This is a genomic window from Mycoplasma putrefaciens KS1 (assembly GCF_000224105.1).
Lineage (GTDB): Bacteria > Bacillota_I > Bacilli_A > Mycoplasmatales > Mycoplasmataceae > Mycoplasma > Mycoplasma putrefaciens.
Window position 1 is genome coordinate 796,840 of the sequence record NC_015946.1, and the last position, 22,406, is coordinate 819,245.

Annotated in this window: 18 protein-coding genes and 1 pseudogene; 3 read left to right on the forward strand and 16 right to left on the reverse strand. The window is 26.0% G+C overall.

From position 1 onward, the window contains the following. Positions 1-32: 32 nt before the first annotated feature. The 10 genes and pseudogenes from MPUT_RS03405 to mnmG form a co-directional block, all read right to left on the reverse strand. Positions 33-716: a YgjP family zinc-dependent metalloprotease gene (locus MPUT_RS03405; RefSeq protein ID WP_014035382.1), complete on the reverse strand. Its 684-nt coding sequence runs from the start codon at positions 714-716 to the stop codon at positions 33-35. Between the two features lie 2 nt (positions 717-718). Beyond that, entirely contained in the window at positions 719-1,813 is a 1,095-nt protein-coding gene (gene ychF, locus MPUT_RS03410) for a redox-regulated ATPase YchF (protein ID WP_014035383.1), read from the reverse strand. A 2-nt stretch (positions 1,814-1,815) separates the two neighbouring features. Continuing rightward, a complete protein-coding gene (locus MPUT_RS03415) occupies positions 1,816-2,010 on the reverse strand; it encodes a DUF951 domain-containing protein (RefSeq protein WP_014035384.1) in 195 nt (64 codons plus the stop codon). Between the two features lies 1 nt (position 2,011). Next, positions 2,012-2,710 carry a 16S rRNA (guanine(527)-N(7))-methyltransferase RsmG gene (rsmG, locus tag MPUT_RS03420; protein WP_014035385.1) on the reverse strand — a complete coding sequence of 233 codons (699 nt, stop codon included), beginning with the start codon at positions 2,708-2,710 and terminating at the stop codon, positions 2,012-2,014. Beyond that, positions 2,710-3,297 (reverse strand): CDP-diacylglycerol--glycerol-3-phosphate 3-phosphatidyltransferase, encoded by a 588-nt coding sequence (pgsA, locus tag MPUT_RS03425; RefSeq protein WP_014035386.1) that lies wholly within the window; start codon positions 3,295-3,297, stop codon positions 2,710-2,712. Before pgsA ends, rsmG begins: the two co-directional genes overlap by 1 nt. A 97-nt stretch (positions 3,298-3,394) precedes the next feature. Continuing rightward, the gene (locus MPUT_RS03430) at positions 3,395-4,084 is read right to left on the reverse strand and encodes an ECF transporter S component (RefSeq protein ID WP_014035387.1); all 690 of its coding nucleotides are present in this window, start codon (positions 4,082-4,084) and stop codon (positions 3,395-3,397) included. After that, positions 4,056-5,618: pseudogene (locus tag MPUT_RS03435) on the reverse strand (APC family permease). Before MPUT_RS03435 ends, MPUT_RS03430 begins: the two are co-directional and overlap by 29 nt. A 120-nt stretch (positions 5,619-5,738) precedes the next feature. Next, positions 5,739-8,384 (reverse strand): HAD-IC family P-type ATPase, encoded by a 2,646-nt coding sequence (locus tag MPUT_RS03440; protein WP_014035388.1) that lies wholly within the window; start codon positions 8,382-8,384, stop codon positions 5,739-5,741. 92 nt (positions 8,385-8,476) lie between these two features. Then, complete coding sequence (locus MPUT_RS03445) at positions 8,477-9,403, reverse strand: HU family DNA-binding protein (protein ID WP_014035389.1); 927 nt, start codon at positions 9,401-9,403, stop codon at positions 8,477-8,479. A gap of 173 nt (positions 9,404-9,576) precedes the next feature. Then, the gene (gene mnmG, locus MPUT_RS03450; RefSeq protein WP_014035390.1) at positions 9,577-11,463 is read right to left on the reverse strand and encodes a tRNA uridine-5-carboxymethylaminomethyl(34) synthesis enzyme MnmG; all 1,887 of its coding nucleotides are present in this window, start codon (positions 11,461-11,463) and stop codon (positions 9,577-9,579) included. A 115-nt stretch (positions 11,464-11,578) separates the two neighbouring features. Here mnmG and MPUT_RS03455 point away from each other — a divergent pair, with 115 nt between their 5' ends. Beyond that, positions 11,579-12,061, forward strand: coding sequence for an isochorismatase family protein (locus tag MPUT_RS03455; protein WP_014035391.1), 483 nt, complete (start codon positions 11,579-11,581; stop codon positions 12,059-12,061). A gap of 55 nt (positions 12,062-12,116) precedes the next feature. Here MPUT_RS03455 and MPUT_RS03460 read toward each other — a convergent pair whose 3' ends face one another. From MPUT_RS03460 to MPUT_RS03485, 6 genes are all read right to left on the reverse strand, one after another. Beyond that, positions 12,117-12,878, reverse strand: coding sequence for a hypothetical protein (locus tag MPUT_RS03460; protein WP_231992253.1), 762 nt, complete (start codon positions 12,876-12,878; stop codon positions 12,117-12,119). A gap of 114 nt (positions 12,879-12,992) precedes the next feature. Next, positions 12,993-14,288: a hypothetical protein gene (locus tag MPUT_RS03465; protein ID WP_014035393.1), complete on the reverse strand. Its 1,296-nt coding sequence runs from the start codon at positions 14,286-14,288 to the stop codon at positions 12,993-12,995. An 882-nt stretch (positions 14,289-15,170) separates the two neighbouring features. Then, complete coding sequence (locus MPUT_RS03470) at positions 15,171-16,007, reverse strand: hypothetical protein (RefSeq protein ID WP_014035394.1); 837 nt, start codon at positions 16,005-16,007, stop codon at positions 15,171-15,173. Between the two features lie 12 nt (positions 16,008-16,019). Then, complete coding sequence (locus MPUT_RS03475) at positions 16,020-17,315, reverse strand: hypothetical protein (protein ID WP_014035395.1); 1,296 nt, start codon at positions 17,313-17,315, stop codon at positions 16,020-16,022. Positions 17,316-17,742: 427 nt separating this feature from the next. Then, positions 17,743-17,973 carry a hypothetical protein gene (locus MPUT_RS03880; protein WP_014035396.1) on the reverse strand — a complete coding sequence of 77 codons (231 nt, stop codon included), beginning with the start codon at positions 17,971-17,973 and terminating at the stop codon, positions 17,743-17,745. Between the two features lie 536 nt (positions 17,974-18,509). Beyond that, on the reverse strand, positions 18,510-20,120 hold the full coding sequence (locus tag MPUT_RS03485; RefSeq protein WP_014035397.1) for a BspA family leucine-rich repeat surface protein: 1,611 nt from the start codon (positions 20,118-20,120) through the stop codon (positions 18,510-18,512). Positions 20,121-20,572: 452 nt separating this feature from the next. Here MPUT_RS03485 and MPUT_RS03490 point away from each other — a divergent pair, with 452 nt between their 5' ends. Beyond that, positions 20,573-21,439 (forward strand): Hsp33 family molecular chaperone HslO, encoded by an 867-nt coding sequence (locus MPUT_RS03490; RefSeq protein ID WP_014035398.1) that lies wholly within the window; start codon positions 20,573-20,575, stop codon positions 21,437-21,439. Between the two features lie 66 nt (positions 21,440-21,505). After that, on the forward strand, positions 21,506-22,405 hold the full coding sequence (locus MPUT_RS03495; RefSeq protein ID WP_014035399.1) for an ABC transporter ATP-binding protein: 900 nt from the start codon (positions 21,506-21,508) through the stop codon (positions 22,403-22,405). Position 22,406: the final 1 nt, after the last annotated feature.

The window sequence follows — 22,406 nt, forward strand, 5'->3', positions numbered from 1 at the left end:
AAAGCATATTTGTCAATATGCTTTGGATTATTTTAAATTCCTTTAGAGTTTAATTTCTCTTGTAACTTCTGATAATCAGGCAAAAATGTTGAAAGATATCGTCAAAAATCTTTTGAATGATTAGGATAGATAATATGAGATAACTCATGAACAATTACATAATCAATTACTTTTGGTTCAAAATGTATAAGTTTAGTGTTATAAACGATATTTTTTTGTTTGGTATTACAATAACCTCATTTTGACTTCAAAACTTTAACAGAAACGCCATTAAATTCAATTTGCATTTTTTCAGCCCAAAAATTTGTTCGACTTACAAATCAATTTTTATAACTTTTAGCTAATAGGTTATAGATCTTTTCTAGTTGAATCTGATTGTTAAAATAGTTTTTCATAACTATTTTGTTATCAATGATTTTCGAATGAATATTATCATCAACTAACTGTATTTCAAATGGATTTTCAAATACTTTGACTCAAGGTTTTGAACTATAAAAATCATAAGCTTTTAAAAATTCATAACTATTTTGAACCCTTAGTAATTTTGAAATATGTTTATAAACAAAGGGTTCTATTAAATAAATTGGTGTGTTTATTGGGGCTGAAACTACTATCTGATTATCAATTAATTTAAGAATGATATTTTTTTGATTTTTATAAATTACATAATATGTTATGAGATTTTTTTGATATATTAGTTGGTGTTTTTCTTTCATAATTAAACGTTAAATTTAAAAAAGCAGATATCTCCATCTTGCATAACATAGGTTTTTCCTTCAAGTCTCATTTTGCCTGCTTCTTTAACAGCTTTTTCACTACCTAATTCAAATAAATCATTAATTGCATAAACATCAACTTTAATAAACCCTTTTTCGAAATCAGTGTGGATCACTCCAGCACATTTAGGTGCAGTTCAACCTTTTTTAAATTGTCAGCTTCTTGCTTCTTGAACTCCAGCTGTAAAAAATGTTTGTAATCCTAAGGTTTGATAACTAACTTGTATTAACTGATCTAAACCAGATTGCGTCACTCCTAATTCTTTTAAGAATTCTATTTTTTCTTCTCGGTTAGCTTCTGATAGATCTTCTTCAATTTTGGCACAAATTTTTACTACTTGGTTATTGTTATTTTTTGCAAATTCTTTAACTTTTAAAACATATTCATTATCTTCAAATAATGAATCGTCATTGACATTACATACATAAATAATAGGTTTAGAAGTTAGCAATTGATAAGATTTTAATATTTTAGTTTCTTCAGGCTCTAAAGTTAGAGTGTTTAATAATTGTCCTTTATTTAAAGTTTCTAATAACTCATTTATTAAACTAGCTTCAGCTACAAATGTTTTTTCTCCGCTCTTAACTTTAGGATTTATTTTTTCTAATCTCTTTTTTAAAGTTGCTTCATCAGCTAATATTAATTCTAAATTAATAATTTCAATATCTCTAATAGGATCAACACTTCCTTCAACATGAGTGATATCTTTACTATCAAAACATCTAACAACTTGACAAATTGCATCCGTTTCTCTAATATTTGCTAAAAATGCATTTCCTAATCCTTCGCCCTTGCTTGCTCCAGCAATTAAACCAGCAACATCGACAAACTCAATTGTTGTAGAAATCTTTTTTTTAGAATTAAAAATCTCTTGTAATCTATCAAGTCTTTGATCTGGTACTTCAACAATTCCAATATTTGGTTCAATTGTTGCAAACGGATAATTAGCTGCTTCAACTTTTGAATTAGTGATTGCATTAAATAAAGTTGATTTTCCCACATTTGGTAAACCTACGATCGCTACTTTTAATCCCATAATTATTCCTTCTTAATTATTATTTTTAACTGCTTTTGTAATCTTTCTCTTGATAATTCAATAAACAAATCAAACTTATCACAACTTCTAAATTTATACTTAGCTCCGATTCTGATCAATTCTCATCTGGTGGTTTTGCTTGGGTGAGTCTTTTTTAACTCAATAAAATCTCCTATTTCTAAATCTAAGTAATTCATTTTATTTGCTCTCTTTTTTAATTTGTGAATATTTTCTTGGATAGATGGGATTGGTGTGAGTTAGCTTTTTATAAAATAAATTAACTCTTAGTCCAAAACCAGAATCAGATATTTTTTGAGTATTTATTAACTTTAAACTTAATTTTTGATCCTTATTTTTTAGATCATTTATTTCTTGATATGCTCGAGGTCCTTTTAGTAAAATAAACATTCCATCAACTTTTAATAATTGCACTCCAATTTCTAAAATAATATCTAAATAAGCAACAGCACGACTAACAATTATCTCAAAAGCTTCTTTGTATTGACTAGTTAGTTCTTCAGCTCTTTTATTAATAATTTCAACATCTTTTAGTGTTAATTTATCAACTACTAGTTTTAAAAAATTAACTTTTTTATTATTAGATTCAATTAAAGTTAGTTTAATCTCTGGAAAAAATATCTTTAAAACTAACCCGGGAAAGCCAGGACCTGTTCCGATATCAGCAATTTTTTGATTAGTTATTTCAAATTCTTCAACAAATAATAAAGAATCTAAAAAGTGCTTTTCAAATACTTCATTAAGTTCAGTTATTCTTGTTAAGTTATACTTTTTATTTTCAGTTATTAATAGTTCATAATACAAGTTTAACTTAGTTTTTATTTCTTCTGTTATAGCAAAGTTCTTATAGTTATCAAATATTTCTCAATGATTAAACATTAAAATAAGTTAGGTTTAGCTTTAATAAAGTAAACAACTCCACTATAAACACTAAAGAAAGTAGCTAGATACATAGGTATTAACACTAACTGGTTTTGTCAACTAAATTCAGATCAATTATAAAATTTTGTATTAAAGAAAAATAAAATACTTAATCCTATCATTTGAAATGTTGTTTTTAGCTTGCCGCCCATACCAGCTGCTAAGGTAATGTTGTTTGAACTTAAAATCATCCTAATAAAATCAACTATTGTATCTCTTAGAATTAAAATAATAGCTATTCAGATTGGTAACACTTGAAAAACTGCAAACAAAATAAGTGTTGAATTAACTAATAACTTGTCTGCAATAGGATCAAAAAATTTCCCAAACCTGGTTACTAAGTTAAATTTTCTAGCATATCAACCATCAATATAATCTGTTAGTGAAGCAATAATAAAGATTACTCCTGAAGTATATCAAGCTATTCTACTAAATTTAGGATCATCTAAATAATAATCTGTTATTAATAAAACCAGAATAATTGGTACTAAAAAGACTCTAATAGTAGTTAATATATTTGGTATATTAATATTACTTTTTTTCATATCCAACCTCACAATTGCTTTAATTTTATCACACTTAAATTTTAGAAAAAATAAAGTCAAGTTAACCAAAGCCAAGAATAAAAAAGAGCCAAAATAATTAGCTCATATTTTCTAATTGTTTAAGAATAATACTTACCCTTTTAAAAATGATTAAAAAGATTGTGTAATTAACTGTAAATTTTAATATAGTAAACCCAAATGTAACTGGTAGATATACTTTATATGTTTCTATAGGTATGTTATATAACTTAAAAATAAAACCATAGTTAGTTATAAGAGCAACCAATGAAGCAACAACAAGTGAAATAAAACAAGCTAGCATTGTCCATCAAATTTCATAGTCAAGAAATCTTTGATATCTATTAGAAGTTAAATGCACTCTTTTAATTATAAATAGTGATGTTGACAAAACTATAACCGCACTAAGATCAATTAAAGTCATAGAAAGTAACCCAACAGGTTCACTTCCTAGAATAAATCTCATAAAAATTGCAGTTAAAGTAAACATCGAAGCCCAGAATAAGTTTGTTGAAATAACAACTACAGCAATTACTCAATAACTTAGCTCTAGGACTAAAAATTGATAAATTGGTATTAAACCCATTACATATTTAGAAAATAATGTACAAACAATTTCTAGTGCTAGCAACATTGAGAGCAATGCTACTTTTGAACTTGAAATTGCAAAATATTGTTTTCACACTGCTTTTTTAGTTTGTTTTGTTAATTTTACTAATTGCTTATTATTATTATTATTATTATTTTGAAATGTATCTTTTTGTATCATTTTTATTCACTGAAATTACTTTCATTTTTCTTTCTTGAATATATCAAAGTACTCAAACATACCCAAGACTTAAAACTGTAGATAAAACAAATATTGGACCTTGAGAACCTGTAGATTTAAACCAATTTGCTTTTCCTTCAATAACATCAAGTGGAACTGCAAATGTAAAGATTCCCATAATAGTAAATAATGAAAATGCGATAATTGATGCAATACAAATTGGCACAAACCCTTTACGTTTTTGAACTTCAACTTTATTTGTTTTTCTATTTCATAAAGCTGCTATAAGAATTATTGTGACAATTCCAAATGAAAAACATGAACTAGCTGATGAAAAAATTCCTATTAAGTTTGCTATTTTATCGCTTGCACCCGGATCTTGGGCTACACCTACAGATGAGTAAGTAGCAAGCAAGCCTTTCTCAAGGCCAGAAAATGCTCCAACAATAATAAATAGTGAGTATGCGATAATTGCGATTGATGTTGTTGTAATTCCGATCTTTTTAATTGACATTTCTTCAATTTTTTTATGATGTAGATTATCAGCAATATCCGATTCTAAACCAGTTATTGCTATATAAGAATATGCCATAACTCCTAGTAAAGGAACAATGATTAAAATAATACCAACCACTAAACTAATTATAATATTAGCTGTCTCTAAAACTTGACCTTTGTTAAGCATTCTTTTTAATAATGCTTCAATAGTTCCATCTGGTGAACCCAAAAATAGCGAAATAGCCATTAGAGAATAAAATAGTGCAACAAATACCATTCCAAATAATAATGCTTTAGGAACTACATCTTTGTGCTTTGCTCTTTTTTGTGAGTTACAAATATAAATAAATCCGTCAAATGCAAATAATATTCCACCAAAACCTCTAAAAAATAGTAAAGGCTCTCATCTGTTGATGCTTCAAGCTTCATTAGGTGCTATACCCGGAGTTATTCCATTATTTCCAAATGTTCCATCTTTTAGTCCAAAGATTATAGCAATAGTAAACCCACCTATCAAAGCAATAATTAGCGGAATAAATTTAAAGATTGTTCCATAAGTTTGAATTTTTTTTGAAGCGTTTAAGCTTAATATGTTAATTAAACCAGTGATTGCAATAATAGCAATTCCAACAACTAACATTAAAATCACGTATGCATAACCTGGTATTTCAAACTTAGCAATCTTAAGAGCGGAACTAACTGCAGTAGCTGTAAAAACCGACTGAATAATCGGTGCATATAAATAAGATTGTAAAACTGAAAAAAATGAACCTCATTTACGATTTATAAATTTTTGAGCTTAAACGCTTACTGTACCACTACCTTCTTTCAAAGTTGAAGATGAGATTTCTAAAAATAAATAAACAACCGCAACACAAGATAACCCAACTATTAGTCACAAAATAATTGCAATAATCGGGTTGTGTGTTCCGGTTAGCACCTCTTTATTTTTGATATAAATTCCAGCACCAACAACAGTACCAATAACCATGGCAAATAAAGTAAGAAACTCAAACATTTTTCCTTTATTTTTCATAAATATAAATACCTTTCTGCTCCTCTCAATTAATATTATATACTTTAGCAATATTTATATTAAGTAGTAATTAAATGACAAATTTACTTATAAAAATCTAATAATTATTGAAAATAAAACCTATAATCAAGATTTAAAGATTACTTTATAAACTTTTTTAAATATTTCAGCTAAAACTCAAGCAAATATTTCCAAGCCTAATAGGATTAAAAGTCAGCAATTTAAACCATTATTTATTAATTCAAAGTTAAAAAGATTGCTTGAATAAATATTAGCAAAAACAATTATAAAAGGTAATGTAGCAAAAAATAGCATACCAAAAATCATTTGTTTTGATGGCATAGATTTAATAAATGCAATTTGTTCAGTTCTAAACACTAAAATTATCACAATGTGAGTTAAAACCGCTTCAATAAAATAAGCTGTTTGAAATTGATTAATAACATCGGGATTTTGTCCTTTAAGATCAAAAGCAAAGTATAAAACAAAAAAGTTAATAAGACTAATGATCGTTTGAACTAATCCATTAAATAAACCAAAGGGAATAATCGTTTTAAAATTTCATTTTTTAGGTTTTTGAATACTAATCTCATCAACGTTGTCAAAAACAAAGATTAGGTTAGCAAAATCAAAAATTAGATTTTGAATTAAAAGCTGAACTGGTGACATTGCTTCAAAATTTAATCACATAGCTGCAATTAATAAAGTTAACATAATTCCAAAATTTGATGCTACAGTAATTTTGATATATTTAATAGCATTAGCAAAGGTTTGTCTTCCTTTAATAAAAGCATTTTCTAAGACATCTAAATCTTTTTCTAACAAAATAACATCAGCACTTGCTTTAGCTAGTGGAGTAGCATTGTTAACTGAAATTCCAACATCAGCTTTTTTAAGTGCAACAGCATCATTAACTCCATCTGCTAAATAGGCAACTACATTCTCTTTTTTTAAGCTTTGAATTATTTGAGCTTTTTGAAATGGAGATAATTTATAAAAAATGTTAACTGATTGAACTAATTCATCTAACTCTAAAGAATTTAACTTTTCTAGTTGTTGACCTGAAATAAGTTTGGATGAATTAATCTTAATCTTATCAGTAATATGTTTAGTGGTATTTTTTGAATCACCTGTTAAAACTTTTATCTCAATACCATATTTTTTAAACGTTTGAATTGTTTTGTCTACATCTGGTTTTAAAATTTCTTCAAAAACTGCTAAACCTTGATAAACTAAATTACTATTTTGAATAGTATCAGTTATTTTAGAAGCAATTAAAATAACTCTATATCCTTTTTTTGTTCAATAATTAACCTGATCTAAAATCTCAGATTTTAACTTTTTAGTAAGTTTAATAACCTTATTATCTTTATAAACAAAAGAAATAATTTCTAAAACCTCTTCAGCACTACCTTTAGTAATTTGAATAGTTTGCTTGCTATCATTAATTAAAACTGAATTAATTCTAGTTTCATGACTAAATTGTTGTTCATCTATTAAACTTATCTTTGATAAATCTACATCTAAAATAGAATTAAGAATTGCTTTATCAATACTATTAAACAAGTTCTTTTGATAATAAGCATTATAAAATAAATACTTTTTTAATTTATCAGAACTGTTATTATTAATATTTTTATAATCAGTTAATTTAATATTTTCTAATGTTAAAGTACCAGTTTTATCAGTTGCAAAAACATTAACTAAACCCATATTTTGAATTACAGATAGTTTTTTAACAACTACTTTTTGTTTAGATAATTTTTTACTTGCTAGTTTTAAATTAGATGAAATAATTGCAGGTAATGCTTCAGGAGTTAAAGACACAGCAATCGAAAGTCCAAAAATAATTGCTGAACTTCAGGTTAAAAAACCATTTTTAAATAATGAAATAATTGTAATGATAGGAACTAAAGTTAATATAAAAACTACTAAGATTTTAGTAATTCTTCTCATTGATTTTTCATAATCAGTTAATGATTCATCATCGGCTATTTTTAATAATGAATTTGCATAGTTATTTTCTCCAACATTTATAACCACAGCTAAACATGTTCCAGATAATACAGTAGTTTCTTTAAATAAAATATTTTCTAAAGTAATTAAGGTTTTGTTTTTATTATTAATATCTTTTCTAATTGCTTGATTTTCACCAGTTAAAGTTGACTGATCAACATATAAATTATCATTTCAAATAATACGACAATCACTTGGAACAATATCGCCTTTATTTAATAAAATAACATCACCTATTGTTAATTTCGACTGTTCTAGTTCTATTAAATTAGATTTTATTTTTTCAAAAGTCAAATTACTAAAATCAGTAATTTGATTATTTAAAACAAAAAAGTGATTCTCTATCATTTTATTTAATTTAATATTAGTTTGATAAGCTTTATATTCTTGAATAAAATCAACAGTACTAGCTAAAAAGATCATAAAAATAATCATAATTGCTGATATTAAAGTAATGATATTATTATCAACAACTAAATAAATAATAAGTTCTAAAATACCTATGATTCATAACAAAATATTAAAAGGTTCAAACAGAGCTTCTAATAACTTTTTGATAACTTCAAATTTTTTAGTAACTATATAATTATTTTTAAATTTTAAAGTGTTTAGCTCTCTTTGTTGGTCATCAAGTCCGATATTAGATCCTAAAAGTTTTTCTAATTTATTAACATTAGTTTTAGATACTTTGAAAACATAATCTTGATGACTATACTTTAACTGTTCTTGTTTAGTCTTTTTCTTAAACATTGTTCTAATCCTTTTAAATTTATAATATTGTATCAATACCAAAAAAACAAGCATAATAAAAAATGGCTAAAGCCATTTTAAATTAACTTAAATTAACGGTTAGGATTCATTTTTTCTTTAACTGATTTGGCAACTTGGAATTTAACAACTCTGTGTGCTGGAATATTAATTTTTTCTCTAGTTTGAGGGTTGAATGATTCTCTAGCTTCACGTTCAACAACTTCAAATTTACCAAATTTAGGAATTAAGATTTCTTCACCATTTTCTAAGTGTTTTTTAAGAACAGTGAATGCATTTTCAAACACTTCTTTAACATCGACTTTAGTCATTGATTTTAGTTCTTCTGAAGAATATAAAGATTCTAAAAGAGCCGCTTTAGTAACTTGTGGGTATTTCTTAGCTGGTTTACGAACTTTTTTAACAGACACTAATTCTAAAATGTCTTCAAATGGTTCTTCAGCCACCATTTTAATTGGTTCAGCAGCCTTAACATTTTCTTTTTTAACGGTTTTTGGTTTTGGTTTTTCTTCATGAACTTTATTTGTTATCATTGAATCACTTGGAATAATTATAATGTTTTCAGAAACAGGAGTTTGAATAATTGTAGCTTTCTTTTCTTGCTTAACAGGGTCTTTGTGTTTCATTTCAGAACTTGAGTTTTTAGCCATTTTTTTAGATGCAGATTTTTTGTGTTCTACAGCTGGTTGGTGTTTGTAATAATGAATATAAGCAAGTAATGAAAAGAATAAGCATAAAGGAACTAATGTAACTAGTAAAATGTTTAAAAACATGTCAAGATCGCTAGTACCTCACACGAAAGTACCATTAAACATCAAACTGAAATTATTTAATGATCATAAAAATTTTGGATCAGGTTTTCCACCACCATTTGTTGATGATGATCATACATTAGCAAATTTAAGAACTATAGTTGCTATTAAAGAAATGAAAAAAAACACTAAGAACATTCTAGCAACAAACAATGACAAGGGTTTAGCCATTTCACGTTCTTTTTTCATATTTTAAAATATCCTTTCTTCAATTTTATAGTTAGTACTATTTTTTAAAAAGTATCTAATTTGGGGCTTTTTTGAGTTGATTTCATACTCCTAGCCTATTTTTATTATATTATTTTTACTTTACTGTTTTTTTATTACAACATTATAAAACTATATAAAAAGGATAGATTATACTAAATAGAATTACTTTCTTGAGAATATTGCTTTTTTAAATAAAATAACAACATTTGAATATCTGCAGGATTAACTCCTGTAATTCTTGATGCTTGTCCGATATTTAAAGGTCTTATTTTTTCTAGTTTTTGTCGTGCTTCAGTAGCTAAATTTTCAACTTTAGAATAATCAATATTATTAGGTATTTTTTTACGTTCTAATTTAATTAATTTTTCTACTTGTTGGCGTTCTTTTTTAACATAACCTTCAAATCTGGTTTCAATAACTATTGATTGCAGCTGATTAGTTTTTAAGTTTTTTAAGCTTGGAATAAATTCAATTAATTCTTCAATTTCAACAGTCGGGATTTTAATAAGTTCATAAGCACTATATCCATGTTGAATATTAGCTTGATTCTTATTTTTTAAATTAATTGCTAGTTGAGATTTTGGTGTAAATCTTAATTCTTTTAATTCTTTAATAGCATCATTAATTTGATCTAAATAAACTTGATATGCCTGTCATTCTTGATCAGAAATTAAACCAATTTTTCTTCCATATTCTTTTAATCTTAATTCTGCATTATCATTTCTTAATAACAATCTGTGTTCAGCACGACTAGTTAATAATCGGTATGGTTCTCAAACACCTTTGTTAATTAAATCATCGATCATAACTCCGATATAAGCTTCATCTCTTCTTAAAATTAATGGTTCCAAACCATCTATTTTTCTAGAAGCATTAATTCCAGCAATTAAACCTTGACTAGCCGCTTCTTCATAACCACTGGTTCCATTGATTTGTCCAGCAGTAAATAAATTTTGCACATTTTTTAATTCTAAGCTTGGAAAAAGTTGGGTTGGATCGATACAATCATATTCAATTGCATATGCTCAGTGTTTAACTTTAACATTTTCAAACCCAGGAAGTGATTTTAACATTTGCTCTTGAACTTCAATTGGCATTGAAGTTGAAAAGCCTTGCACATATCAAGTATCCCCATTTAAAGTCTCTGGTTCAATAAATATTTGATGAGTTTCTTTATCTTTAAATCTGACAATTTTATCTTCAAAACTAGGACAGTATCTCGGACCAATTGATTCAACAGTTCCTGAATACATTGCTGATTTTTCTAAGTTTTTTTCAATAATTTTTTTAGTTTCAGGTGTTGAATGAATTAAATAACATAACTCTTGTTTTGCAATTGGAGTGTAGTTATCAGTTAGAAAACTAAACGCTAGTTTCATATCTGTTCCAGGTTCTTTAATTGCATTACTTAAATCTACTGAATCACGATAAACTCGTGCAGGTGTTCCAGTTTTAAAACGTAGTAATTTAATTCCTAAATCTAATAATGACTTACTAATTCCTTTAGTTGTTTGTTCATGATTGGGACCAGACTCAAATCTTTCAACACCTTTTAAAATTTCAGATTTTAAATAAGTTCCTGTTGTGATAATCACTGCTTTGGCACTTAAAGATGATCCATCATCAAACACAATTCCACTAACAACATTATCTTTATAAATTAAACCTTCACAGGCTTTAGTAATTAAGTCTAAGTTTGGCTGAGTTTTAATTTTGTTTCTCATATATTCAGAGTATTTATCTTTATCTGATTGTACTCTTAAAGCTCATACTCCTGGACCACGTGATGAATTTAACAATTTAGTTTGAAGAGCGGTTTTATCTGCAGCTTTAGCCATTTCGCCACCTAAGGCATCGATTTCTCTAACAACGATTCCTTTCGCTGGTCCACCAATACTCGGATTACATGGCATAGTAGCTATTTTGTCTTCATATAAATTTATTAAAGCTGTTTTTTTATTTAAACGTGCACTAGCTAATGCTGCTTCAACTCCAGCATGTCCACCACCAACAACAATAACATCATAATTTGTCTGCATAAATTCACCTTCTTTTTAATTCTTAATATATATTAATATAAACATAACAAAAAAGAAAATATAGTCCTAGATTTGTAAGCACAAGCTAGTATTAATATTAACAAGGAGAAGCTATATGAATAAAGCTTTAATTATAGTTGATTATCAATATGACTTTGCTTGTAGTAACGGTAGTTTGTATGTAAAAGGTGCTGAAGAGCTAAGTAATAAAATATTTGAATTATCTAAAAAAAGAAAACAACAAGGATGAATAGTAGTAGCTACTAAGGACTGACATCCTAAAAATCATTGTTCTTTCAATCAGTGACCTAGTCATTGTGTTCAAAATACTAAAGGATCAGAACTGTATTTTGACTCAACTTATGTAGATTTAATTATTCAAAAAGGTCACGATAAAAATACTGAAAGTTATAGTGGTTTTTTTGATGATAAAGGTAGATCAAATCATTTAAATGAATATCTGAAACAAAATAATGTTACTGAACTAGAAATAGTTGGAGTTGTTACTGAAATATGTGTAAAAGCAACTTATGATGATGCAGTTAAACTTGGATATAATGCATATGTAAATTTAGAATATTGTAAAGGTTTTGAATAATAAAAAAAGTTTAGGTGATTTCCTAAACTTTTTGCTAAAGAAAGAGATCAGTAATTTATTCTTGTTCAGGGAATATTTTTTTAATATTTTTATCAACATAATATAAATAATTACTTATTAAATATTCACCTATTTCATCAAATGTGATTTGTTTAGAACCGTTTACTAATATAGAATAATCTTCAAATTTTACTAATTTACGATTTCTTAAAAACATGATTCTTCTTGTAAAATAATCTATAAATTCAACTAAGTTATATCCTATCATCATAATGAAAGAACTTTCATCAGTAATTTTAATTTTATTCGTTATTTTCATTATTATCGCAGTAATGTTAAGCCTTCTTTGATACACACTTCTTCATCATCAAAATCCAGAATTAATATAAGGATTAGAAGTTTTATTATTTTTGTAAAGAATTTCTAGTTTATAAAAGGTATTTACACCTTCATTTTCTTTAATTACTTTTTTAACTTGATTCTCTAGTAGTTCTTTTTTATATTCGAATGAAGTTGTAAAAATTTTTGAAAATTTTTTAATGGTAATGATAAATAAAATAAGTGATAAGAAAAAACTAACTAGAGACGGAACTAATAAAAATCAAAAATATTTTCATAAAATTGTTATAGACTCCAAGGATGAACGATCAAGAAATAATGATTCTAAAAATAAAAAAGGTAATAATAATGCAGCAATATATAGTAGAAAATAAAAAATAATTTCACGAATGTTGTTTGGTCTTATAGAGTATAAAGATTCTATATCTATATACTTTTGAAAATATTTTTTTAAATACTTCTTTCTTCTATACAACATAAAACGGACAGACATTATAAAGAAAGTTGTAATCAAAACTATATAAACATAAATCACAATTAGATATATTATAATATTTTTTTCAAGATTACTAATTGCCATATTCAATTCTATCTATACCAAGTTTACTAGTGTTAATTTTACTAGTGATGTTATATTATCTGCAAATCTTTCTATAATTGAAGCAAAAGTTATAACTTTAACAGCAGCAGGTGACGCTCATGTTGTTGCAACACACACAGCAATAGCACGTGAAAGAACCAATGCAGCTGCCATTATTTTTGAAACCACTTCATCAAATTTAGAAGAGTAAAAATTTGGTAAATAATACTCAATATCATCAAATGCTGTTGAAATTTGTCTAATCGCATTATATGCAGTTAGAGGACTTTCCCCATTAATAACAGTTATAAAATTAAATAACAAGTCTGAAAAAGCTTCAGAAATATTTTCAAGACTTTTACTAGCTTCACTTTTTAGAAAATCTTTAATAAATTTAAATAATGTTTTTGAATCTTGTTTTTTTATTTTTTCTTTTATTTCATTTACTGTTCCTGTTAGAAAATCAATTTCCTCTCTAGATTTAATTGTTAAAATTGTAAGCGTTGTTGCTTGTAAGGTTGCTGCTACAATAAAAGGAATATTACCCCCAAACATTCATCAAGAAGCTGTATAAAATGCTACAGTCCCCCAAGCAATCGCAGTTATTGCAACTTTAATATCCACAAAACTCTTTTTGTGTGTTATATATTCATCTAGCTTTCATTGTAATTTTTCTAGTTTTAGTACTGATTCAATATCATCTCTACTAATAGATTTGTTTTTCCAGTCAGATGACATTGTTAAACTTTTATATGTTTGTATATGTTTTAATTCATTTTCAGTATATTTATCTTCTGGTTCTGACAAATGTTCTAGTTCATATAATTTTATACTTTTATCCAACTCTTTTTTAAAAGAAATGAACTCCTTTTTATGTGATAAAAGCATATTTTTTGCATCATTTAATATGTCAGAAACTTTTAATTTACCGCTAATAATTTTTTCATAATTATCTTTAATAGCTTGTTTTTTATTTATTTCATCATTACTTGCACTAAATTTGGCTAAATTAGTGTAATTAAAACTTTTTTTAATTTGTTGGTTATCGTAATTATATTCTGATTCTGAATATAGATCTTCAAATTTTAGATCACTAGCATTTTTGAAATATTCTTCTTGTTTCTGACCAGAAAAGGCGTCATCTACAAGTTTTGAGTGCTCATCTATTTCATCGGCTGCACTTTTAAAAACTTTCAAATCACTATTTTTGTTTACGATTTTAGTGTAAGTATGATTTGCAGTTTGTAATGTAATAGGAATAACAAACAGCGAAACTCCTACTAACGATAGATTTCTTTTAAGTTTCACTTAATTCACCTCTAATCATTTATGATCGTAATTATAAGACGAAACATAATATTTTCTCAGTTATGAAATATGCGTTCTTGTCTGTTTTGAACCGATCAAAATTATTATAAATATTGATCTCTAATAAGTCTATAGTCGTTAATTCATTCATCCAGTATTACTTTTTATTAGAAATTGTGCACCAGAATTCATTAGGTTCAATTTCAATATAAGTTCATTTACTTTCTTAATTAACTAGTTAACATTTCCCAAATTTACACTTGATTCATTATTAATTAATGACTTAACTATTGATAAGTTCTTTGGGTGTGTAAGTTTATATTTTTTTGTTACTGAAGATGCTTTTAATAGTGGTCTTGTCATTTAATAAGTTAAGGCTATTTTTATTTGATAGGTGGGTGATAAACACTCCTTCACTAAAGCCGACAAAATTTTTAGAATTTCTAGGAGTAGATCTTTAGAGAGTTTATTTTTTGAAAGGAATCTCTATCAAAAGAAGAAACCAACTCAATGTTAATGAATGAAAAAAATATCTGAATATTATGATAAATATTTAAACAGTGCTCTTAATAAGAAAAAATTTTACTTCCTATAAATTGAAAATTCATAAACTCTTGTTCCTACTAGTAAAATGATAGGGTTCCTACATAAAAAATATAAGTATTATAATTAGGTATAGAATTAAGAAAATCACCTTCAGTGAATTAAAGTAATATAAAGACGATTTTATAGATTAATATAACAATACAAGAATTTGAAGTAAATTTCAATGAAAAACACCTCAAGTGTTATGAGGTGTATATAGTAATAATATTTAGTCTAATAATTTTGTTATGGTTTAGATTTTTTAAACTTTTTGCTAAAGAAAGAAATTGAATAATTTTATCCTTGTTTAGGGAATATTTTTTTAATATTTCTATCGACATAATATAAATAATTACTTATTAAATATTCACCTATTTCATCAAATGTGATTTGTTTAGAACCATTTACTAATATAGAATAATCTTCGAATTTTACTAATTTACGATTTCTTAAAAACATGATTCTTCTTGTGAAATAGTCCATAAACCCAATTAAAGTATATCCTATGATCTTATTTAAAAAATTTTCATCATTAAATTTTATTATACTCATTATTTTTATGTTCAAACTAAGCTTTCATTGATATGCTCTTATTCATATTTCAAATCCAGAATTAATATAAAGATTAGTAGTTTTATCTTTTTTATAAAGAATTTCTAAATTATAAAAATTATTTACACCTGTATTATCTTCAATTACCTTTTTAACTTCATTTGCTCATAGTTGTTCTTTATAATTAGATGAAGTTGTGAAAATCTTTGAAAATTTTATAAAGCTAAGAATCACTAAAATAAGTGATAACGAAACACAAACTGAAAACGGAATTCATATAAACGATGAATTGTTTCTTGAAATTGTTCTAAACCTTAGAGATGTTCATAAATATCAAATAGGAAGTGCTAATGCAATTAGATATAGTATAAGATAAACGATAATTTCAAGAATGTTTTTTATTCTTATATGGTCTAGAGATTCTATATCTATATACTTTTGAAAATATTTTTTTAAAAACTTCTTTCTCCTAAACAACATGAAATAAATAGACATTATAAAAAATATTGTAATCAAAACCATATAAATATAAAGTACAATTAAATATGTTTTGAATTTTTCTTCAAGATTACTATTTGTCATATTCAATTCTCCCTATATTAATCTTGCTAATCCTAATTTTGCTAATGATATTACCTTTTCTGCGGTTTCTTCTATAAGAGAAGCGTAATTTATAACTTGAAGAATAGCAGGTGATGCTCATGCTGTTGTAGCAAACACAACATTCTTAGCTACAGTAAGTGCAATAGTTATATTTATTTTTGAAATCACTTCATTAAATTTATTATCATAATATTTTGGTAAAAAATACTCAATTTCATCGGGTAATGATTTAATTTGTCTAATTATGTTGTATAAAAATTCATACTCAAATCCCTCTTTAGAAACTACAAACTCCAAGAACTTGTCTAAATAAATTTCAAGAAGATCCTTTAAATTTTTATAAAATTCAATTCTTAGAAAATCTTTAATAAATTTAAATAATGTTTTTGAATCTTGTTTTTTTATTTTTTCTTTTATTTCATTTACTGTTCCTGTTAGAAAATCAATTTCCTCTCTAGATTTAATTGTTAAAATTGTAAGCGTTGTTGCTTGTAAGGTTGCTGCTACAATAAAAGGAATATTACCCCCAAACATTCATCAAGAAGCTGTATAAAATGCTACAGTCCCCCAAGCAATCGCAGTTATTGCAACTTTAATATCCACAAAACTCTTTTTGTGTGTTATATATTCATCTAGCTTTCATTGTAATTTTTCTAGTTTTAGTACTGATTCAATATCATCTCTACTAATAGATTTGTTTTTCCAGTCAGATGACATTGTTAAACTTTTATATGTTTGTATATGTTTTAATTCATTTTCAGTATATTTATCTTCTGGTTCTGACAAATGTTCTAGTTCATATAATTTTATACTTTTATCCAACTCTTTTTTAAAAGAAATGAACTCCTTTTTATGTGATAAAAGCATATTTTTTGCATCATTTAATATGTCAGAAACTTTTAATTTACCGCTAATAATTTTTTCATAATTATCTTTAATAGCTTGTTTTTTATTTATTTCATCATTACTTGCACTAAATTTGGCTAAATTAGTGTAATTAAAACTTTTTTTAATTTGTTGGTTATCGTAATTATATTCTGATTCTGAATATAGATCTTCAAATTTTAGATCACTAGCATTTTTGAAATATTCTTCTTGTTTCTGACCAGAAAAGGCGTCATCTACAAGTTTTGAGTGCTCATCTATTTCATCGGCTGCACTTTTAAAAACTTTCAAATCACTATTTTTGTTTACGATTTTAGTGTAAGTATGATTTGCAGTTTGTAATGTAATAGGAATAACAAACAGCGAAACTCCTACTAACGATAGATTTCTTTTAAGTTTCACTTAATTCACCTCTAATCATTTATGATCGTAATTATAAGACGAAACATAATATTTTCTCAGTTATGAAATATGCGTTCTTGTCTGTTTTGAACCGATCAAAATTATTATAAATATTGATCTCTAATAAGTCTATAGTCGTTAATTCATTCATCCAGTATTACTTTTTATTAGAAATTGTGCACCAGAATTCATTAGGTTCAAGTTCAATATAAGTTCATTTACTTTCTTAATTAACTAGTTAACATTTCCCAAATTTACACTTGATTCATTATTAATTAATGACTTAACTATTGATAAGTTCTTTGGGTGTGTAAGTTTATATTTTTTGTTACTGAAGATATTTTTAATAGTTTTTTAGCGGTCTTGTCATTTAAGTCAAGAACATTTTTATTTGCTAGATAGGTAATAAACTCTTCTTCATCTCTAGCTAAAAGTTCTGCTTTATAAGGTTTATCAAAAGTTCTAATCTAAAGTTAAGCTTTTTATCAGATCCTGAAACAAATTCTAAAATACTTTCACTTTCAAGTCTCACTCCTTTTGTATTTTCATCTATTAGAACAAGATAAATATTGTCATACTCAATCACACCATTTCTTAATATTTTTTTTCTTTCAATTGGTGAATCAAAGAATTTATAATTTTCACTATTTAGTAACAAAGTAAAAGAACTTGATTTGACACTTCTTGTTTGACAATAAGCTTTAGAATTTAAAAGGGTTAATTATTTTTGTTTTCTTAGATTCAATTCATTAACTAATTTAATCTTTTGCATAGAAATCAAAGTGCTAAGTTCTTTTGAACTATATCTCGTTTTCTTTTTATGTGTGATTTTGTTATAAGATTTGATGATGTATAAAAATTAATACCTCTATCAAAAATAACTTGAGCAGTTCTAAATAGTGATTTATCACTCATATTAAAGTTATTTCTCTTATCTGTAACTAAATTTTTCTAATATCCGTGCGTTCTAAACAAATTCTCTAAAAGTATTTGATAACCTTCAAGATTTTCGATTTTTGACTTAAAGTGCATGTTTAAAATTCTGTTGATTTTCAAAATTCAAAAAATAATTTTTAATGTTTTTATAAAATGAAAAAAGTATAATAAAAAATCAAGAACATTAGTGTTATACTTGATCTTTCATTCTAGAAAAATTTAAATAATTTTTTAAACTTTTTATAATATTTAATAAATTTATTTTTTGCTTTTACGCTTTATAAAAGCTAGCAAGCTAACACCAAATACAACTCCTACAACAGCAACACTTGAAGCAATAATTATCGGTGTAATAGATTTTTTAGCTTTTAAATTTATTATTAATGTTGCATCTTCAGTAGTACCATTTTTTTGATAAGTTGCAGTGATTTCAAATTTTTGTTCTTTGGTTGTAGGTACAAACTGAAATTTAGCAGTATTGTTTTCAACTTTAATTAAGTTTTTATTAACTTTAACTGATTTTAGTTTTTCAGATTTAAGTTCTCAGTCAAATGTTCCAAAAACTTCATATTCATTAAAATCAAGTTTTTGATATTTAATATTTTTAGCAGTTTTAAAATTTGAATCTTTAGCCAAAACTGAGTCTAATCTTTTATCTCATCTTGGTAGTTGTTCAGCAGTAAGTTTTGAACCGTCACTAAATTCTCAAGCTTTTTGTTTAGGATCTTTGATTTCAGCAATATTTCATTTACTTAAATTCTGAAAAAATTGTTTTGCATTTTTAAACATTCCAACCATATCACTCACATTACTTGTGTCTCAATTAGAAATGTCTTGGTTAAATTTTTCAGATGATGCAAACATATAATTCATATTTACAACCTTAGAAGTGTCTCAGTTGCTAATATTTTGATTGAATTGCTTTGTCTCTTGAAACATACTGTTCATAATAGTTACATCTGATGTATTTCAATTAGAAATATCTTGATTAAACATTTCTGCTTTTTCAAACATATTATCCATTTTGATAACTTTTTTGGTATTTCAACTGCCTATTTGCGAATCAAAAACTTTAGTTTTTTGAAACATATTACTCATGTATAACACACTAGAAGTATCTCAGTTTGATATTTTATTGTTAAATGCTTCTGAACTTTCAAATATCGAGCTCATATCAGTTACATTAGATGTGTTTCAGTTATTTAAATTTTGATTGAACTGTTTTGTTTCTTTAAATAAACCTCTCATACTTTTTACATTTTTAGTATTTCAGTTACTAATATCTTGATTAAATTCTTCTGCTCTAGTAAACATAAAATCCATTGTTTCAACATTTGAGATATCTCAATTAGAAATATCTTGATTAAATGCTCTAGCAGTATCAAAAATGCTTGTCATATCTTTTATTTTTGAAGTATTTCATTTTTCAATACCAGATACAGTTGAGCTTGTCAGTTCTTTAAAAGCATCTTTCAAACTTGTAATATTTTCAGGTAACACATCAGGAACTTTAGTTGTTTCTGGTTTAAATTTTTCAATAACAACTTCATTATTTTGATAAACTGTATATCCTATTTTAGTACATTCGGTTAGGTTATATTCAGCTTTGACTGTTTCAACAATAGCATTGTTATTTGGAATTTCTGGTTTGTTTTCTTCAGTGTTTGGTTGCTCTTCTCCAATTTCTGATATATTTTCTTCAACTTCAACTGTTGGCTGGTCTTCATTAGCTTCAACTATTGGTTCTTCTACAGTTTCTTGTTTAAAACTAGTCATTAGGTTTTGACTGCTTTTTGATAGATAACTTATTGGTGCGATTGTTGTTGTTAACAACAAACAACCAGCTAATACATTAATTAATTTCTTCATTTATTATTAATTCCCCTCGAGCTTAATTGTACTTATCACTCTAAGTAATGTAAACTAAGCAGAAAATACAATATTTTACTAGTCTAAAAATTAATTAATTTACTACAAAATAAAAAAACCAGCTTAGGGGCACTGGTTTTATATTCGATTATTATATTATTTTATTTTAAGGTAATAAAATTATTAATTTTATTAAACGTTCCTTAAAGAAATGAGAAAGTTTGTATAAAAATCAATTTTAATTTCCAATTTTCATATTAGTAAGGTTGTGTAGGGGTTGTACAACAACCGGTAGATGAAAGTAACATCTACCATAAACAATTATATAAAAGTTAGTGTAGATACTAGAATAATGGTTTATAAAATAAAGTACTTTATCAAATAATAAAATCTTTTATTGTAACAACACTCAAGATTTTTCTAATTAATATAATCATATAAAAGGAGTAATTATGGATCTAAGTATTAGAGCAATAAGTGAAAAATATAATCTAAAAATTTCAATTGTAGATATTTCTGAGTCAATTAAAAAAATAGTTAATCTTCAAAAAACAAATATCTTTGCTAGTATTGTTTTAGCTAAGTTTACTGCGGCTAATGCTTTAATTGGAATGGAATCAAAAAATAATGAAAAAACTCTTTCAAATTGAACGACTAATAATGGAGCAGTAAAAACCATGATAACTGAGTTTCAAAATAACCAGTTAAGAACTTATGTACAAAACAGAGATTTTAATCCAACTGATTATATAAATATTGTTGATAAAGATCCTATTAAAGCGATTGCTGGAAATAACGGATTTTTAATAGTTAAAAGAGATTTAGGTTTAAAAGAACCTTATGTTTCAAATATTGAAATTGAATTTGGAAATGTAGATTATGACTTTACTAAATATTGGACAAAATCATCACAAACAAACTCATTTATTGTCACTGAATGTGAGATTGATCAAGATTTAAATGTTAAAAAAGTTGTTGGGATGATGGTGCAAATGTTACCAAATCATAGCATTGATGATGAAAAATTAATTGCTGAAAAACTAGGTAATACAAAATATGTAAAAGATGTTTTACTAAAATCTACTAATTACCAATCACTAATTAAAGAGATAATTAATGATGCTGAAATTCTAGAACAAAACAAAGTTATTTTTAAATGTACCTGTTCATTTGAAAAGTCACTAAATTCATTTAAATTACTATCAAAACAAGAACTAAAAGAAATTGTTAAAGAAAATAAAGATGCTGAAGTTACTTGTAATTTTTGTAACCAAAATCGTTTGATTACCCCAGACCAGATAGCAACTTTACTCAATTAATTAAAAATTTAAACTGTGATACAATAAAAAAGACATTGTTTTATTTATTAAATTAAAGGAGCACTAATGGCAGATCAAATTAAAAATCATGATCGTGATTTTATTAATATCACTCAAACAGAAGAGTTTGAAGATGGTGTTAAGGGTTTAAAACAAAAGCTAAAGCTTCAAAAAAAATTAACAAGTAAATATTCAAAAGATATCTTAAATAAGGGTTTTGTTGTTACAACACAAAATCATGTTCCTAACTTAGATAAACACATTATAGAATTAAAAAATGTTAAAAAATCTTACATCACAGGAGATTTAGAAACTCCAGTTTTAAAGGGAATTGATATTAAATTAGATAAATCTGATTTTATTGTTATTTTAGGACCATCTGGATCAGGTAAAACTACCTTTTTAAATATCATTTCAGGATTGGATAAGGCTAGCGAAGGTGATGTCTTTATCCTAGGTTCAAACTTATCATTGTTAAAAGACTCACATATGACCAAATTTAGAAGAAGAACAGTTGGGTTTGTTTTCCAACAATATAACTTACTAACTAACCTAACTTCTAAAGAAAATGCTGAAGTTGGAGAAAACTTAGCTAAGTCAAAAGGTGGAATGACAATCGAAGAAATTTTTGAAACAATTGGTATGAAAGAACAAATGAATAAATACCCCCACCAAATGTCGGGTGGGCAACAGCAACGTGTTTCTATTGCTAGAGCATTAGCAAAAAATCCAGACATTTTGTTTGCTGATGAACCAACAGGTGCCTTAGATGAAGAAATGGGTCGTAAAGTTCTAGAAATTTTAGTTAAAGTTAATAGAGAATATAAAACCACAATTATTGTTGTTACTCACAACCCAAATATTGCTAAAATTGCTAACACTGTTATTCATATTCGTAATGGGGTTATTGATAAACTTGAACGTAATCCAAATCCAGCTGATCCAAAAACAATTGACTGATCATAAT